The organism is Actinomadura latina NBRC 106108 (assembly GCF_001552195.1).
GTDB lineage: Bacteria > Actinomycetota > Actinomycetes > Streptosporangiales > Streptosporangiaceae > Spirillospora > Spirillospora latina.
Map to the genome: position 1 here is coordinate 185,072 of NZ_BCQS01000009.1, position 15,781 is coordinate 200,852.

Consider the following 15,781-nt stretch of genomic DNA (forward strand, 5'->3'; position numbering starts at 1 on the left):
TACAGCCAGAACGTCGTTCTGGGATAACCCAGGCCCTAGGGCTGGGACGGGTGGACGGTCCCGGTCACTTCACCAAGGGCTATGCGGGAGCCGGACGCGCCCGGGGCCTGGGCACGGATCGTCACCGTGTCCCCGTCCTCCAGGAATGTGCGTTTCGTTCCGTCGGGCAGTTCGAGGGGCTCCTGCCCGTTCCAGCTGAGTTCGAGCATGCAGCCGCGCTGGTCGCGCTCGGGGCCCGAGACCGTCCCCGAGGCGAGCAGGTCGCCGGTCCGCAGCGGGGCGCCGTTCACGGTGGCGTGGGCAAGCTGCTGCGGGGACGTCCAGTACATCGACTCGAACCGCGGGCGTGCCGCGACCTGGCCGTTGATCAGGACCTCCAGGTGCAGGTCCAGCCCCCACGGCTCGTCGCACCGCAGGTAGGGCAGCGGAACCGGGTCCTGGACGGGAGGCGACACGCGCGCCGGCTCCAGCGCGGCGACCGGCACCACCCACGAGGAGATCGACGTCGCGAACGACTTGCCCAGGAACGGGCCGAGCGGCTGCGACTCCCACGCCTGCAGGTCGCGGGCGCTCCAGTCGTTCACCAGGACGAACCCGAACACGTGGTCGCGGAACGCGCTCGTGGGGACGCCCCGTCCGGCCGAGGAGGGCACGCCCGCGACGAACCCGACCTCGGCCTCGAAGTCGAGGCGCAGTGAAGGGCCGTAGGACGGTTCCGGGGCGCCCGGGGTGCGGCGCTGCCCGGACGGCCGGATGATCGGCGTCCCGGACGGGTACACGGTGCCCGAGCGGCCGTGGTAGGCCACCGGCAGCCGCTTCCAGTTGGGCGTCAGCGGGTCGCTGTTCGGCCGGAACATCCGTCCCGCGTTCACCGCGTGGTGCTCGTTCGAGTAGAAGTCGACGTAGTCGGCGACCTCGAACGGCCGCAGCAGCTCCACGTCCGCGACGGGGATCAGGTGCGGCTCCACAAGGTCCCGGTGCGACGGGTCGGTGAGCAGCTCCGTCACCCGCCGCCGGTTCGCCTGCCAGGCGGGACGCCCCGCGACCATGAAGGCGTTCAGCGAACCCGAGGCGAAGTAGTGGCGGTCCTCGACCAGCCCGGCCGCGGACATCGCCGCAAGGTCGAGGACGCGATCGCCGATGGCCACGCCGACGCGCGGCAGCTCCCCGGGGCGCGCGAACACCCCGTACGGCAGGTTCTCGATGCCGAACCCGGCGTCCTCATCGACCTCAACCCACGAAACCGTCGTCATGGAGACATATCTTTCCCCGTGTCCGGCGTTCCGATCAGCCTCAGGACATCGAGATTCCGGACGTTGATCGCGGCCAGCAGGCGACGGGCGGCGCGGGCCGCGTCTTCCGGCAGGGACTGGACGTCGGCGGCGAGCGGCACGGCGTCGGCGCGTTCGAGCGTCCGATGGAGGCCGGGCTCACCGGCGGCGGCCTGCGCCGTGGCCAGCAGGACGTTCAGGAACCCGGGGCCGGACGGGGAGCTGACCGCCCGGTCCGCGCCGTCCGCGCACGCGAACTGCAGATCGCGTTCGGCGCAGGCGGAGAGGAACGCCGCCGACACGGTCGCGGTCGCGGCGCCCAGGGGCGTGCCGCGGTCGCGGGCGGCGGCGATGCGGTCCAGCGCGTCCCGCCAGCCGGGGGACGGGCGCACCTCGATGCGCGCCGGCACGTCGGACGGCAGCCGGGCGAGCGTCACGGCGGCGGCCCGCGCCTGGTCGGCATCCTCGGGAACGGCGATCTCCACCGCGGACGGCCGGACGCGCGGCTCGGCGAGCACGGCGTCCAGCGCCTTCGGCAGTTCGTCGATGCCGGTGTCGGCGACGAGAACGACGTCGAGGAGGTCCTCCGGGATGAGATGCGTCCGCAGCTCGGCGAACCGGGACGCGGGGCAGCGCAGCCGCCCGGCGGCCGGGTTCCGGACGGCCGCGCGGTAGGCGGGCAGCGCGTCGCCCATCGGGGCGCGTTCCGGCGGGAAGAGCGCGGCGTCGTCGAAGAGCCGAGCGAGTAAGGCGCTCATGCCGGGTCATCTACCCCCGAACCGTCCCGCTAGTCGGCGGGCGGGGTGGGGCCGCTGCGGAAGCTGCCGGACGGCGGCGGATTCCAGTCCTCGGCCGCGGGGTCGCCGGCGTCCGGGTCCTCGGCGCGGTCGGCGGTCGGCGTGTCGTGGAGGTCCTCCTCCGCGCCGGGCATCACGATGTCGGGACGCGTCGTGGACGCCATGGGGCGCGGCTCGGCGTCCTCCCGGTCACGGCCGCGGACGAGCTCGACGTCCGTCGGCAGCAGCGCCGGAACGGGGTCGAGCGGCGGCCGCGGCTCCGGCAGCGCGTCCAGCGGCGGCGCGGGCTCGGACGACAGCCCGCCCCCGTAACCGGCGACCTCGAACTCCTCGCGCGCGTGCGGCTCATCCCCGGCGGGCTCGTTCACCGCCGGCTTGTCCCCGGCAGGCTCGTTCCCGGCCGGCTCGTCCTCGTCCGGGATGTCCGCCGCCGGCCGGCGGGCGGCCGGGACCTGCACCGCGGGCTGCGCCGGGACGGGCTCCGGGTCGCTCATCTCGTGCGCGGCGGGCCGCTGTGCGGCGGATTCACGCTCGGCGGGTTCATGCTCGGGGGGCTCGTGCGCGGCGGGCGGCTCAGGCGGGAAGGGAATCAGCGGCTCTTCGTCGGCGGTCTCAGGCTCGAAGGGGACGAGCGGCTCGGCGTCGGCGGGGGGTTCCAGCGCGAGCGGCGGCGGTGCGGCGGGCTCCAGGACCTTGACGTGGCCGCGTTGCGTCTCGACGGGCGGGGTCTCCTCGGCGGCGGGCCGGACCACCCGGATCTGCTTGAACATCGTCAGCCACAGCCAGATCGCGATCACCAGCATGACGTGCGGCGCCACGGCGACTCCGGCCCGTACCGCGTCGTCCGGGAGGGGGGCGTAACCCCGCACCGAGTGCTGGACGGAGGCCGCGGCGCCCCCCGCGACGAGGACGAGCAGCAGCGTCCAGCGGAGCAGCCGCGTCCACCAGCGGGCGTTGCGGGTGACGACCAGCGACATGATCGTCATCGCGACGAGGGTGTCGGCCATCGCCGGGTACAGCGGCGCCCAGCGGCGGCTCACCCGGCCGGCGAGGGCGAGTTCGCGGAGGACGTCGTAGGTGAGCACGTACGCGCCGGCCGCGAGTGCGGCGACGAGGAGGCCCGCGAGCGCGGTGAGGAGCCGCCGCTGCGCGCGGGTGAAGGAGGGCCGGGTGGGGTCAGATGGCATGGAGTCTCGTTCCGGGAGGGCGCCTGAGGGGTCCTCAGCCGAGCCTAACCAGCCGGGACTGCGACGAACCGCAACTTCTTGGTGATCACTTTGTCGCTGCGCGCCATAAGGGGTGAGACGTACGGTATGGACGACGAGATCCCGAGGGGAGGCTGCGATGCCGTACGGCTGGTTCGTGGACGGGACGCGGGCCCGAACGGCCGGGTAGCGCGGCGTGACATTGCCACACGACGAGCCACACGACGAACCCTACGACGGGCCCCATACTCGGCTGGGCGAGCCGATCCGGACGTTCGACGGCCGGGCCGCGGGCCGCCGCACGTGGGCCTGGCTGTGCCTGCTGTGCCTGGCGTCGCTGGCGCTGGTCCCGGCGGCCGTCCTCTACCTGCACGACCGCGTATGGTGGGTGGGCGTCCCGGCGCTGCTGCTCTCGATGGGCTACGCCGCCGCCGTCGGCTGGATCGCGGGACGTGACCGCCCGCGCGTCCGCAACCGCGTCGCCCGCCTTCACACGGGCGGCCTGTCGGTCACGGGGCCGGGCGGCGAGGCCGACTACACGTGGGACGAGCTGGAGTCGGTGACGGTCTCCGGCCGGCACCGCGGCCTGCGCGTCCGGTGGTGCTTCACCATCGTGGCGGCCGACGGCAGCGTGCTGCGGCTCGAGGACGACATCCCGGACGTCCGGACGCTCGGCGTGGCCGTCGCGGAGGAGGTGACGGCGCGGATCGTCCCGCGGTACCTGGCGGCGGTCCGGGCGCGGGAGTGCGTGCGCCTCGGCCCGTTCACCGTGGACCTGGACGGCGTCGAGAAGGACGGCGAGCGGCTGCCGTGGAAGGCCGTCCAGGACGTGGCGATCAGCAACGGCATGGTGATGGTGCACGCTTACACCGGCCGGATGGACCTGATGGCGGTCGCCTCGCAGATGCCGGACGCACTGGCGTTCGCGGCGCTGTGCCACCGGCTCCAGGACCTGTCCGAATCCCCCTGAAGATCTTTTCGCCGGGATGTCGAGAACGCGTCCGCCGCTCCGATCGTTCTGTGACGAATCGTTCTGTGAGGAGCGGCCGCGGGCCGCTCGCGGCAAGGAGCACACCGTGAAGTACATGCTGCTGATCCACAACCGGCCCGGCTTCGTGGAGGAGCTGACGGAGGCGGAGCGCGAGGCGCTGTTCGGCGAGGTCGACGCGATCATGCGGGAGCTGACCGAGTCGGGGGAGATGGTCGGCGGGAACGCGCTCGCCGACCCGTCCAGGACGAAGACCGTCCGGGCGGCGAAGGACGGGCAGCCGGCCGTGACCGACGGGCCGTTCCTGGAGGCCAAGGAGCACTTCGCCGGCTACCTGACCGTCGACTGCGAGACGGAGCAGCGGGCCGTGGAGATCGCCTCGCGCTGGCCCGACGTCCGGTACGGGGGGTACATGGAGGTCCGTGCGCTCATGACCGAGGCCGGGACCGAGATGTGAGGACGCCCCCGGCCGTCGAGGATCTGCTGCGCACCCTCGCGCCGCAGGTCCTCGGCACGCTCGTCCGGCGGCACGGCGCGTTCGACGCCTGCGAGGACGCGGTGCAGGAGGCGCTGCTCGCCGCCGCCGTGCAGTGGCCGGGGGACGTCCCGGAGAACCCGCGCGGCTGGCTGCTGACCGTCGCGACGCGGCGGCTCACCGACCAGTGGCGCAGCGAGCGGGCCCGCCGCGACCGCGAGGCCGCCGTGTTCGCGCGGGAACCCGGCGAGCCGGGACCGGAGGAGGGGCGGCCGGGCGACCGCGACGACACGCTGACGCTGCTGTTCCTGTGCTGCCATCCGGCGCTGTCGCCGTCGTCGCAGGTCGCGCTGACGCTGCGGGCGGTCGGCGGGCTGACGACGGCGCAGATCGCGCGGGCGTTCCTCGTCCCGGAGGCGACAATGGCGCAGCGGGTCAGCCGCGCCAAGGCGAAGATCAGGTCGGCGGGGGCGCGGTTCGCCATGCCGCCGGCGGGGGAGCGGGACGAGCGGCTGCGGGCCGTCCTGCACGTCCTGTACCTGATCTTCAACGAGGGGTACACGGCGTCCAGCGGGCCCGACCTGCAGCGCGCCGACCTGACCGCGGAGGCGATCCGGCTGGCGCGGGCGCTGCACGGGCTGCTGCCGGGGGACGGCGAGGCCGCGGGCCTGCTCGCGCTGATGCTGCTCACCGACGCCCGGCGCCCCGCCCGGACCGGACGCGACGGGCTGCTGATCCCGCTCACCGAGCAGGACAGGACGCTGTGGCGGCGCGACGCGATCGAGGAGGGCACCGCGCTGATCACCGACGCGCTCACCTGGTCGCCGCCCGGCCCGTATCAGGTGCAGGCCGCGATCGCCGCCGTCCACGCGGAGGCGCGGCGGCCGGCGGACACCGACTGGCCGCAGATCCTCGCGCTGTACCGGCTGCTGGCGCACCTGTCGCCGAACCCGATGGTCACGCTGAACGAGGCGGTCGCGCTGGCGATGGTGTCCGGGCCGTCCGCCGGGCTGGAACTGCTGCGGACGCTGGACGACGACGACCGATTGGCCGGCCATCACCGGCTCGCGGCCGTCCGGGCCCATCTGCTGGACATGGCCGGCGATTCCGGCGGCGCGCGGGACGCGTACCGGGAGGCGGCGCGGCGCACGACGAGCCTGCCCGAGCGCCGCTACCTCGAATCCCGCGCGTTTCGCCTCAACGGAGAGGACGACGAGGACCCTTGACGTCTCGATGGCACAAGGCCACGCCGTGTAATGCGCGGCGCGGCCGCTCGCCGATCCAATAGCCTGGGCCCCGTGAGTCTGCGCTTTTACGACACCGGCACCCGTAGCGTCCGCACGTTCGAGCCTCTCGAAGAGGGCCGCGTAGGGATGTACGTGTGCGGTGCGACCCCGCAGGCATCACCGCATATCGGGCACCTCCGCTCGGGCGTCATCTACGACGTGCTGCTGCGCTGGCTGCGCGCGTCCGGCTACGAGGTGACGTTCGCCCGCAACGTCACCGACATCGACGACAAGATCATCATGGTGTCGGCGGAGCGGGGCGTCCCGTGGTTCGCGGTCGCCGAAGGCAACCAGCGCGTCTTCACGCAGGGCTACGACCTGCTCGGCTGCCTGCCGCCGACGATCGAGCCGCGCGCCACCGGGCACGTCCCGGAGATGATCGTGCTGATCCGGCGGCTGATCGAGAAGGGCCACGCGTACGCGGCGGGCGGCGACGTGTACTTCGACGTGAAGTCGTGGGCGGACGAGTACGGGTCGCTGTCGAACCAGCGGCTGGAGAACATGCGCTCCGCCGGAGACACCCCCAACGAGGACGCGAAGCGCGATCCGCGCGACTTCGCGCTCTGGAAGGGCGCCAAGCCGGGCGAGCCGTCCTGGGAGACGCCCTGGGGCGACGGACGTCCAGGCTGGCATCTCGAATGCTCCGCGATGGCGACGAAATACCTCGGCCCTACGTTCGACATCCACGGCGGTGGGGTCGACCTCATCTTCCCGCACCACGAGAACGAGATCGCCCAGTCCCGTGCGGCCGGTGACGGCTTCGCCCGCTACTGGCTGCACAACGGGCTCCTCACCGTGGACGGCGAGAAGATGAGCAAGTCGGTCGGCAACGTGGTTCTGCTGCCCGATCTGCTCGGCAAGGCCCGTCCCGTAGAGGTGCGCTACTACCTGGCCTCGGCGCACTACCGGTCGCTCATGGACTACACCGACGCCGCCTTGGCCGAGGCCGTCTCCGCCTATCAGCGGATAGAGGGCTTCGTGACGCGGGCCTCGGAGGTGGTGGGCGCCGTCCCGGCCTCCTCCGTTCCCTCGGGGTTCGCCACGGCACTGGATGATGACCTGGGCGTCCCGCAGGCGCTGGCGGTGCTGCACGAGACCGTCCGGGAAGGGAACAGCGCGCTGGCGTCCAGCGACCACGAGGCTGCGCGGGAGGCGCTGGCGGCCGTGCGGGCCATGGCGGACGTCCTCGGCATCGACCCGCTGTCGCCGCAGTGGAGCCGCGCGGGGGAGGAAGACCTCCGTCCCGTTGTGGACGCCCTGGTGGGGGTGGCGCTGGAGCAGCGGCAGGCGGCGCGCGCGCGCAAGGACTACGCGTCCGCCGATGCCATCCGCGACAGCCTGGCGGACGCCGGCATCCTCGTCGAGGACACCCCGCAGGGCGCGCGCTGGGAACTGAAGCGCGGCTGACTTCGGCGAGAGCCCGATCGTCGTGCGTCGTGTCCGCGGCGCGCTGCGGGGCGGATAAAATCAGGGGTTCGCGGGGGTTCGCCAGTGTGCCGTCCCGCCGAGATCTTGAGCCGCCCGGCAGCCGCGAGGGCGAGTGAGCACGCAATCGTCGCGAGGGGCGTAACCGACAATGGCCAAGCGCAAGGGCAAGGGACCCACTCCCAAGGCCGAGGACCGGCACTGGCACGGCAAGCGCCAGAAGGCCCGCGCCGTCAAGAACGCCAAGCGCACCGGCACGCCGACGATGGGGCCGGGCAGCCGCACGCAGGGCGCCGCCGCCGCGCCCGCCGCTGGACGTCCCGCCGGGGCGCGGCGCGCGAACGGCGAGGTCCCCGAGCTGGTCACCGGCCGGAACCCGGTCGTCGAGGCGCTGCGCGCGGGGGTCCCGGGCACGGCGCTCTACGTGATGACCAGCACCGACGAGCGGGTCCGCGAGTCGATCCAGCTGGCCGCCGACCGCCGGGTCCCGCTGCTGGAGACCGGCAAGAACGAGCTCGACCGGCTGACGGACGGCGCCGTCCACCAGGGCATCGCGCTGCAGGTCAAGCCGTACCGGTACGCGCACCCGGACGACCTGCTCAAGGGCGCCGCGCCGCTGATCGTCGCCGTCGACGGCATCACCGACCCGCGCAACCTCGGCGCGATCGTCCGCTCCGCCGCAGCGTTCGGCGCGTCCGGGGTCGTCGTGCCCGAGCGGCGGGCGGCGGGGGTCACCGCCGGCGCGTGGAAGTCGTCCGCCGGCACGCTCGCGACCTGCCCCGTCGCGCAGGCCACGAACCTGGCGCGGCAGCTCAAGGCGTACCAGAAGGCGGGCTGCTTCGTCGCCGGGCTGGACGCGGGCGGCGGCGTGACCGTCGGGGACCTGGAGCTCGCGTCCGGCCCGTTCGTGCTGGTCGTGGGCTCGGAGGGCAAGGGGCTCGGACGGCTGGTCGCCGACACCTGCGACCTGCTGGCCACGATCCCGATGCCGGGCACGGCCGAGTCCCTCAACGCGGGCGTCGCCGCCGGCATCGCCCTGTACGAGATCAGCCGCCTCCGCGCCTGACCGCGGTCACGAGTCCGGCGCTGTTCTCTCAAGGGGAATAATCTCAACGTTCATAGACTTGGCGTTAAGGTAAACGTCATGCTCCTCCCACGTTGAGGTGATCGCTCGTGACCGCCACCATCGCGGCACCGCGGACGCTGCGCGCCGGCCGCGCGTCCGACCTCGCCCTGGCCGCCCTCGCCCCCGCCAGCTGGGGAACCACGTACGTCGTCACCACCACCCTCCTGCCCGCCGACCGTCCGCTGCTGGCCGCCACGCTGCGCGCGCTGCCCGCCGGACTGGTCCTGCTCGCCGTCACCCGGCGCCTCCCGCGCGGCGACTGGTGGTGGAAGTCGATCGTCCTCGGCACGCTGAACTTCGGCGCCTTCTTCCCGCTGATCTTCTTCGCCGCCTACCGGCTGCCGGGCGGGGTCGCCGCCACCATCGGATCCGTGCAGCCGCTGGTCGTGGCGCTGCTGTCGCTCGGTGTCCTGCGGGTCCGCCCGGCCCGCGCCGTCGTGTACGCCGCGTTCGCCGGCACCGGAGGCGTCGCGCTGCTGACGCTGACCGCCGACGCCCGGCTCGACCCGCTCGGCATCGCCGCCATGCTCACCGCCACGTCCCTCATGGCCGCCGCGATCGTCCTCGCCAAGAAGTGGGGACGACCCGAATCGCCGCTGGTCATGACCGGCTGGCAGCTCACCGTCGGCGGCCTGGCCCTGCTGCCGCTCACCCTCCTCACCGAAGGCGTCCCGCCGTCCCTGACGGGTGAGAACGTGCTGGGCTTCGCCTACCTCGGCATCGTCGGCACCGCGATCGCGTACGCGCTGTGGTTCCGCGGCATCGACCGGCTGGCCCCGACGTCCGTCTCCCTGCTCGGCCTGACCAACCCGATGGTCGCGACCCTGGCGGGCCTGCTGATCCTCGGCCAGACGCTCACGTCCTGGCAGCTCGTGGGATTCACCCTCGCGCTCGGGGCACTGGTCGCCGGCCAGTCCTTCAACCGGAGGCCCTCAGCCGACTCTTGAGAAAGGCTATTTCGGCCTCATTATCAGTTCGCTCAAGCGCCTCGTGATAAGCCTCGGCGGCTTCCGCGTCCCGCCCCAGCCGCCTCAGCAGATCCGCGCGGACCGCATGGAACAGGTAGTACTGGCCGAGGTCGAGCCCCTCCACGAGCGCTGAACCGGCCTCCGGCCCATCGACCTCGGCCACCGCCACCGCCCGGTTCAGCGCGGCGACAGGAGTGGGCGCGACGACCATCAACTGGTCGTACAACTGCAGAATCTGCTCCCACTGCGTTTCCTCTGCCGTCGCCGCATCACTGTGCACCGCGTTGATGGCGGCCTGAATCTGGTACGGCCCCGGACGATTGATCGCCAGACACCGCCGGACGAGCGACTGCCCTTCGGCGACGAGCCCGCGATCCCACAACTGCCGGTCCTGGTCGCCGAGCAGAACCAGTTCACCACCCTGGACCCGGGCGGCCCTACGCGATTCCACGAGGAGCATCAATGCGAGAAGCCCCAGCACTTCGGGCTCGTCCGGCATGAGCTCCTTGAGGACACGCCCCAGCCTTATCGCCTCGGCGCCCAGCTCCTCCCGCCCTGCGTACCCTTGGTTGAACACGAGATAGATGACGGCCAGCACCCCGGAAAGCCGTCCCGGCAGCTCGGCCTCCTCCGGCACCCGATACGGAATCCCCGCGTCCCGTATCTTCGCCTTCGCCCGCACGAGCCGCTGCGCCAGCGTCTTCTCCGGGACGAGGAACGCCCGCGCGATCTCCGCCGTGGTCAGCCCGCCCAGCAACCGCAACGTCAACGCCACCCGCGCCTGGAGCCCCAGCGCCGGATGGCAGCACGTGAAGATCAGCCTCAGCCGATCGTCCTCCACACAACCCGTTTCGATCGGCGGGCCCTCCTCCACCAGCACGGCCTGGGTCTGCTTACCGTCCCGCAAGGCGTCCCTGCGCAGCCGATCGATCGCCTTGTTCCGGGCCGTCGTGATGATCCACCCGGCCGGGCTGGGCGGCGCCCCGTCCGACGGCCACCTCTGGACCGCCTCCATGAACGCGTCCTGCACCGCCTCCTCGGCGACGTCGACATCACCGAAGGCCCGGACCAGGACGGCCACCGCCCGCCCGTGCTCCTCCCGGAAGACCCGCTCGATCACACCTCGCCGTGGAACGGCCGCACCTCCATCGGCAACCCCGTGGCCTTGCAGAACCTCGCCGCGATCTTCAGCGCCGCGTCCAGATCCTCCACCTGGATGATCGTGATGCCGCCGATGTGCTCCTTGCCCTCCGTCCACGGCCCGTCCGTCGCGACGACCTCGTCCCCCCGGCACCGGACCATGGTGCTCGCCTCGGGCCCGTGGAGACCCCGCCCGAACACCCAGCGCTCCTCCCGCTCCAGGTCGCGCCGGATCTCCGCGATCTCCGCCATCACCTTGTCCAGCACCTCCGGCGGCGGAGGATCGCCCACCGGCTGGATCATGTTGAGCGCGTACAGCTTCATACTTCCTCCTTCTCATACCTCACGATCACTACCCCGGTGGTCGTCGTCACCGACTCCACGAGCCGCAACCCGGCCTCGACGCCCTCGAAAAGCCGCTGCCCCGTCCCCAGCACCACCGGATGAACCATCAGCAGCCACTCGCCGACGAGCCCCCGCCGCATGAGCTCCCGCGCCAGTTCCCCGCTCCCCAGCACGGTGAGCGGACCCTCGATCCGGCCAACGTCCTCCACATCGCCGACCAGCACCGAGTTCACCCAGGGCAGCGGCTCCCGCAACGTCCGCGAAACCACATACTTCGTGGTCCGGTTCAGCACCTCGGTATACGGGTTCCCGTCCGTCTGCTGAGGCCAGTACGCATGGAACTGCTGGTACGTCCGCCGCCCGAGCAGCAGCGCCCCGTCCCCGCCCATCCTCTTCCCGAGCACGTCCCCCATGACCTCGTCGTTCCCCGCGAGGGCCCACCCACCACGCGCGAACCCGCCCCGCACGTCCTCGTCGACCGCCGCAGGCCCCTGCACGACCCCGTCCAGCGACAAGTGCTCGACCAGCGACACTTTCCCCATGACCTCTCCCTCCGGACGACCTCTCACCCACTACACGAACGCCCACCCCCCAAATCGACACCGACCCGCACGGCTCTGTCGCCTGCCCAAGAAGGCAACCTGGACATCAACGATGGACACCTGAGATCCGCCGGCGACCCGGCAGCGCATGGCCGAAGCACGTGTCCGATGCGGCAGGCTCATCGAAGGCCAGAGAAGGGAGACGCCTCGACCGCCTGGTGAGCGCACTCGGCGTACCCTGCACCGGGCCCGCCCGTCCCGTCGAAGCCAAGAAATACGCCGAAACGCCCCCCGGCCTGGCTTCCTGGGCCGAGCGCCACCCCTACCGGCTGGTCTTCACGACCATCGGCGTCACCTGCGCAATTGTGGCACTGGTCCTGGCCTCGATCGCGACAACAACCTGACGACGCCCTACGAGAGTGCGATCGACCTGCCTTCTTCGGCGCGTCACCATGGGGACGGAGCAGCGTGGAACTCGAGCAGCGCGGGAGTCACCTTCAGGCTTCGGTGAGCACAAGGCTCCCCATAGCCCGGGAGAGCCGATGTCAAGGGCGTCAGACCGATCTTTGCTGACCGGAGGAGGTCTGAGGCAGGGTCGGCAAGCGTGCCGCGGCTAGGTTGCCACTACGAGACCGCGCAGATTGTGCAACACTCCCCATATGCGAATGGGGCAGCCGCGTCGCTCGGAAAGAGGGCACCGCTGACTCGGCGAGGGTGTTCGGAGGCGGTAGCGATGGCGGAAACGACGCTAATAACGATCCATGGCTTCTGGTCCTCATCCGCGACCTGGGACCGGCTGACAACGCTGTGGTCCGCAGACGAGCGCATGCAAGAGGTGCAGATCCATCCGTTCGGGTATGGGTCACCGAAGAAGCCGCGAACCCCCTTCTCGCCCAGCCGCATTCCGGACTATGACGATATCGCGCAAACATTCGCCACCGAATACATGGTGAAACTCGCCGAGGCCGGCAGCGTCGCGATCGTCACGCACAGCCAGGGTGGCCTGATCATGCAACGATTCCTGACCTGGATGGTGCAGCAGGGCCGGGCGCGGGAGCTATCCCGCATCGTCTCGGTGGTCATGATCGCCTGCCCCAACAACGGTTCCGACTATCTTCGCTCTCTTCGCCATGCGCTCGGTTACCGCCGGCATGCCCAAGCGGGGAGCCTGGAGATGCTCGACAAGCGCGTCGCCGACACCCAGCGGACGGTGCTGCAGCGGATCGTCAACGCGACCGGGGTCGACGACCACCAGTGCCGGATCCCCCTCCACGTATACGCGGGTGACAGCGATCGGGTCGTCCGTGCGGCATCTGCCCAAGCGGCTTTCCCGGGCGCCTCCACGCTGGCCGGAAACCACTTCTCGATCCTCGATCCCGAAGCGCCGGGCAACAGCACCGCCGATACGGTCAGGCACCACGTACTGGAGGACCTTCAGGCGTCCGGCGCTGCGAACGCAGCTCTAGAGAAGCAGCTGCCCGGAACCGGGAACCGAGAAGATGGCACCCCGGTTCCGACCTCACCACCATCGAGTTCCAGCACTGAGCGATCCGGCCCTGAACGGGTCGAGGGGCCATTTGCGCAGACCGGTGATGTCAACCTCGACGGAAAGTACGTAGCGGGTCATGACATGACCTTCGGTCGGGTAGAAGGCGATCAAAACAAGAGGCAGCCGTGACCGGGACTGAGGAGGCAGCCGCTCCGCCTCCCGCCACAGGAGGCACGGCGCCGCCGGATGAGGCATCGGCCGCCATGAGACCGGCCATAATTGAGGGCCCGGTGGCTCAAACAGGTGATCTCGAGCTACGAGGCCGTTACGTCGCGGGCCACAACATCGTCTTCCAGTCCGCGGAACCGGAGAGCGATGACACGCCGCCGTTCCTGATCGTTGACCGGAATTACCTGAGCGAGCAGCTCCACAAGCCCAAAGTGATGTATGTCGCTCGCTCTCCGAACTGGGCTGACGTCGTTCACGGGTTCGATCCAGACCTCAAGTTCATCGAACGCGATCAAACTTCCGAGCTGTGCTCGACAATCCGTACTGAGCTGGTCGATAAATGCAAGCAGGGTGCTGACTCCCAGCTGCACTCCTTGTTTGTTCTCGGTGCTCCAGGAGCAGGGAAGACAACACTCGTCCGGCGTGTGGCCGCACTGCTCGTCCTCGCAGGCGAGTGCGTCGTGGCCGACTTCGGCGCCAACACGGAGCGGGTGTCCCCAGGGGAGGTCAACGCCTACATCAATGCCCTGGATGAACTCGCACGGCAGGGCACGCCGGTGCTCGCGCTGCTGGATGACCCGTTCTTCGCCAATTCGGGCTGGGTAGAACTCCTGCACGCCTTGAGTCGACCGCACCATCGAGGGATCGCAATATTGGGGGCAAGCCCGGATTTCCTGTTCGACCGCTTCGCGAGTTCTCTGTTCGGCCGAAGAGTCGTGGGCCGTACTGTTGCCCTGTCGAAGCCGTCCGCCCAGGAGAAAGAGGTGCTCGCCCTCCTGCACGATCGAGAGCCGGCCACATCCTCGACCTCCGATGACGACCTTCTCGTTGTAGCCATGGAAGCGGCAGCCGGAGAGTCGTTCCGCGAAATAATCAATCGCATCTGGATGACTCTTAACGGTGGTCTCCCGGTGGATTCCACGATCGACCGGCGAAGATTGCCGTGGCCGGTAATCGCCTTCGCCATCGTCTGCTACTTCCACCGGAACTATGTACTGTGCCCGGAACCGCTGCTGCGCGAGCTGCTTCTGGACACGCTGATCGAGACTCCACCGAGCTACCTGAGTCAGGAGCTACAGGAGTTGGTGACGAGAGAAGGGTGGCACATCTTCTCCGCCCAGCAAACGGCGATAGAGCAGGTCGACCGTATGCGGCTCATCGGTGCGACCCACGCCCGCGTCGCGAGAGAGGCATGGAACCATTCCCCGTTGCGTGGCCTGAACGTCGAGAAGGCTGTGGTCGATGTCTCCGTCCGGGTCCCACAATCCACCCACCACTTGGCTGAGTTGATTCTGGCCCTGCAATCGTCGTCGACGACGAGCGAACGCCGTCTCGCCAACAGGTTCGCCGTCCGGTGGAGCAATGCCCTCGAACAGGGTGCGGTCGAGACGCAGGACGTATGTGCCCTCGTCCGGCAGCTCAAATCATCTCGCGCGGCACGACTACAGTTTCGCGGAACGCTCCGCAAGTGCCTGAACGCACAGGACAGCCAGAGTTGGCTTGCCGCGTGGCAGCTATACCACCTGGCATCCGCCTCACTACACCCTCAGGAGCGAGAGTTCCTCCTGAAGGTGAACATTCCATGGACCTTGAAGATCGCCGACCTCTCGAAGGGACCGCGAGAGGCGATCGACATCGCCATGCGCCTGGGCGGCGACGTGCGCCAGATCGTGACTGACCGTCTCTTGGAAAGCCTGCGCGGCGAAGTCGAATGGAGGTTGGACGCCGAGCCTCTGGCATGGCTGATCAACCACCTGCCGGACTCGAAGGTACTTCCGCTCCTGGACTACATATATGACTGGCTTGAAAATGATCTACTTTCCGAGCCGGATGTCGACCGGACGTCCGCAGCATGCGTTGTCGACGCTCTTGTGAGCTTCTCGGAGGCGACCACGGAACTCGACGGCAGCGCGAAGGAGCGGCTCTTCGGGACCGTCTTCGATTGGCTGCTGGCCTCGCCCGAGACGAATGCGCGAGTGATGCAGCGGATACTGGAGCTTACCGAGCACCGTGTCGGGGAGGGCGATCCGTCGACGACGGTTGTGCTGACCCATGTCCTCAACCTGTTGCTAGAGCGTCCAGAAAGCAACGAAGGCACATGGGCTGTACTGCTCACGCTTCTGGGTCGGTTGCCGAGCTTGGGTGAGGAAGCTGAGCGTATTGTGCCGCTGGCCTTTGACTGGCTACGCGAGCATCCAGAGACCAACGTGGGCACCTGGGGCGTGTTGCTCACGCTTCTGGGCCGGCTGCCGGGCTTGGCCGAGGAGGCCGAGCGTATTGTACCGCTGGCGTTCGAATGGTTGCTGCAGCGCCCAGAAGGCAATGAGTCGGCCTGGAGTACACTGCTCGCATTGCTGGGGCGATTGCCAGGTCTGGCCGAGGAGGCCGATCGTATTGCACCACTCGCCTTCGAGTGGCTACGCCAACGTCCCGAAAGCAACGAATCAGCCTGGAGCGCGTTGCTGACGCTTCTGGGTAGGTTGCCGGGCTTGGCCG

The 15,781-nt window shown here is 69.9% G+C and carries 15 protein-coding genes; 9 read left to right on the forward strand and 6 right to left on the reverse strand.

Translation table 11 applies throughout. The features are described 5' to 3' along the window. Window positions 1–35: 35 nt before the first annotated feature. From fahA to AL2_RS15860, 3 genes are read right to left on the reverse strand one after another with little or no spacing between them, the layout of a single operon-like run. Window positions 36–1,253 carry a fumarylacetoacetase gene (gene fahA, locus AL2_RS15850; protein WP_067634567.1) on the reverse strand — a complete coding sequence of 406 codons (1,218 nt, stop codon included), beginning with the start codon at window positions 1,251–1,253 and terminating at the stop codon, window positions 36–38. Next, complete coding sequence (locus tag AL2_RS15855; RefSeq protein WP_067634570.1) at window positions 1,250–2,029, reverse strand: hypothetical protein; 780 nt, start codon at window positions 2,027–2,029, stop codon at window positions 1,250–1,252. Before AL2_RS15855 ends, fahA begins: the two co-directional genes overlap by 4 nt. Before the next feature lie 29 nt (window positions 2,030–2,058). After that, on the reverse strand, window positions 2,059–3,255 hold the full coding sequence (locus AL2_RS15860) for a DUF2637 domain-containing protein (RefSeq protein WP_067634572.1): 1,197 nt from the start codon (window positions 3,253–3,255) through the stop codon (window positions 2,059–2,061). Window positions 3,256–3,469: 214 nt separating this feature from the next. Between AL2_RS15860 and AL2_RS15865 the strand changes: the two genes are divergently transcribed. The 6 genes from AL2_RS15865 (at window position 3,470) to AL2_RS15890 (ending at window position 9,520) form a co-directional block, all read left to right on the forward strand. Next, complete coding sequence (locus AL2_RS15865) at window positions 3,470–4,243, forward strand: DUF6585 family protein (protein WP_157438181.1); 774 nt, start codon at window positions 3,470–3,472, stop codon at window positions 4,241–4,243. Between the two features lie 115 nt (window positions 4,244–4,358). Then, window positions 4,359–4,718, forward strand: coding sequence for a YciI family protein (locus AL2_RS15870; protein WP_210748255.1), 360 nt, complete (start codon window positions 4,359–4,361; stop codon window positions 4,716–4,718). After that, window positions 4,715–5,962: an RNA polymerase sigma factor gene (locus AL2_RS15875; RefSeq protein WP_067634578.1), complete on the forward strand. Its 1,248-nt coding sequence runs from the start codon at window positions 4,715–4,717 to the stop codon at window positions 5,960–5,962. Before AL2_RS15870 ends, AL2_RS15875 begins: the two co-directional genes overlap by 4 nt. A 72-nt stretch (window positions 5,963–6,034) precedes the next feature. Then, window positions 6,035–7,429 (forward strand): cysteine--tRNA ligase, encoded by a 1,395-nt coding sequence (gene cysS, locus AL2_RS15880; protein ID WP_067634580.1) that lies wholly within the window; start codon window positions 6,035–6,037, stop codon window positions 7,427–7,429. 169 nt (window positions 7,430–7,598) lie between these two features. After that, window positions 7,599–8,513 carry a 23S rRNA (guanosine(2251)-2'-O)-methyltransferase RlmB gene (rlmB, locus tag AL2_RS15885; RefSeq protein ID WP_067634583.1) on the forward strand — a complete coding sequence of 305 codons (915 nt, stop codon included), beginning with the start codon at window positions 7,599–7,601 and terminating at the stop codon, window positions 8,511–8,513. A gap of 107 nt (window positions 8,514–8,620) precedes the next feature. Further along, window positions 8,621–9,520: an EamA family transporter gene (locus tag AL2_RS15890; RefSeq protein WP_245666677.1), complete on the forward strand. Its 900-nt coding sequence runs from the start codon at window positions 8,621–8,623 to the stop codon at window positions 9,518–9,520. Here AL2_RS15890 and AL2_RS15895 read toward each other — a convergent pair. Genes AL2_RS15895 through AL2_RS15905 form a run of 3 tightly spaced genes read right to left on the reverse strand, consistent with a single transcriptional unit; the run spans window position 9,492 to window position 11,568 of the window. Continuing rightward, window positions 9,492–10,661, reverse strand: coding sequence for an RNA polymerase sigma factor (locus tag AL2_RS15895; protein ID WP_067634585.1), 1,170 nt, complete (start codon window positions 10,659–10,661; stop codon window positions 9,492–9,494). The two genes, AL2_RS15890 and AL2_RS15895, sit on opposite strands and share 29 nt — an antisense overlap. Further along, window positions 10,658–11,005 carry a YciI family protein gene (locus AL2_RS38530; protein ID WP_067634587.1) on the reverse strand — a complete coding sequence of 116 codons (348 nt, stop codon included), beginning with the start codon at window positions 11,003–11,005 and terminating at the stop codon, window positions 10,658–10,660. The genes AL2_RS15895 and AL2_RS38530 overlap by 4 nt, the downstream gene beginning before the upstream one ends. Beyond that, on the reverse strand, window positions 11,002–11,568 hold the full coding sequence (locus AL2_RS15905; protein ID WP_067634589.1) for a dihydrofolate reductase family protein: 567 nt from the start codon (window positions 11,566–11,568) through the stop codon (window positions 11,002–11,004). Before AL2_RS15905 ends, AL2_RS38530 begins: the two co-directional genes overlap by 4 nt. Before the next feature lie 218 nt (window positions 11,569–11,786). Here AL2_RS15905 and AL2_RS37460 point away from each other — a divergent pair, with 218 nt between their 5' ends. The 3 genes from AL2_RS37460 to AL2_RS15920 form a co-directional block, all read left to right on the forward strand. Continuing rightward, window positions 11,787–11,972 carry a hypothetical protein gene (locus AL2_RS37460; RefSeq protein WP_157438182.1) on the forward strand — a complete coding sequence of 62 codons (186 nt, stop codon included), beginning with the start codon at window positions 11,787–11,789 and terminating at the stop codon, window positions 11,970–11,972. A 329-nt stretch (window positions 11,973–12,301) separates the two neighbouring features. Further along, window positions 12,302–13,246, forward strand: coding sequence for an alpha/beta fold hydrolase (locus AL2_RS15910; protein ID WP_067634591.1), 945 nt, complete (start codon window positions 12,302–12,304; stop codon window positions 13,244–13,246). A 101-nt stretch (window positions 13,247–13,347) separates the two neighbouring features. Beyond that, window positions 13,348–15,781 (forward strand): ATP-binding protein (locus AL2_RS15920; RefSeq protein WP_169806470.1); only part of this gene is annotated, 2,434 nt, incomplete at its 3' end.

Bases quoted from the DNA above. Each gene is read 5' to 3' on its own strand.
- fahA (WP_067634567.1), bottom strand. From the start codon at position 1,253: ATGACGACGGTTTCGTGGGTTGAGGTCGATGAGGACGCCGGGTTCGGC.
- AL2_RS15855 (WP_067634570.1), bottom strand. From the start codon at position 2,029: ATGAGCGCCTTACTCGCTCGGCTCTTCGACGACGCCGCGCTCTTCCCG.
- AL2_RS15860 (WP_067634572.1), bottom strand. From the start codon at position 3,255: ATGCCATCTGACCCCACCCGGCCCTCCTTCACCCGCGCGCAGCGGCGG.
- AL2_RS15870 (WP_210748255.1), top strand. From the start codon at position 4,359: ATGCTGCTGATCCACAACCGGCCCGGCTTCGTGGAGGAGCTGACGGAG.
- rlmB (WP_067634583.1), top strand. From the start codon at position 7,599: ATGGCCAAGCGCAAGGGCAAGGGACCCACTCCCAAGGCCGAGGACCGG.
- AL2_RS38530 (WP_067634587.1), bottom strand. From the start codon at position 11,005: ATGAAGCTGTACGCGCTCAACATGATCCAGCCGGTGGGCGATCCTCCG.
- AL2_RS15905 (WP_067634589.1), bottom strand. From the start codon at position 11,568: ATGGGGAAAGTGTCGCTGGTCGAGCACTTGTCGCTGGACGGGGTCGTG.
- AL2_RS15910 (WP_067634591.1), top strand. From the start codon at position 12,302: ATGGCGGAAACGACGCTAATAACGATCCATGGCTTCTGGTCCTCATCC.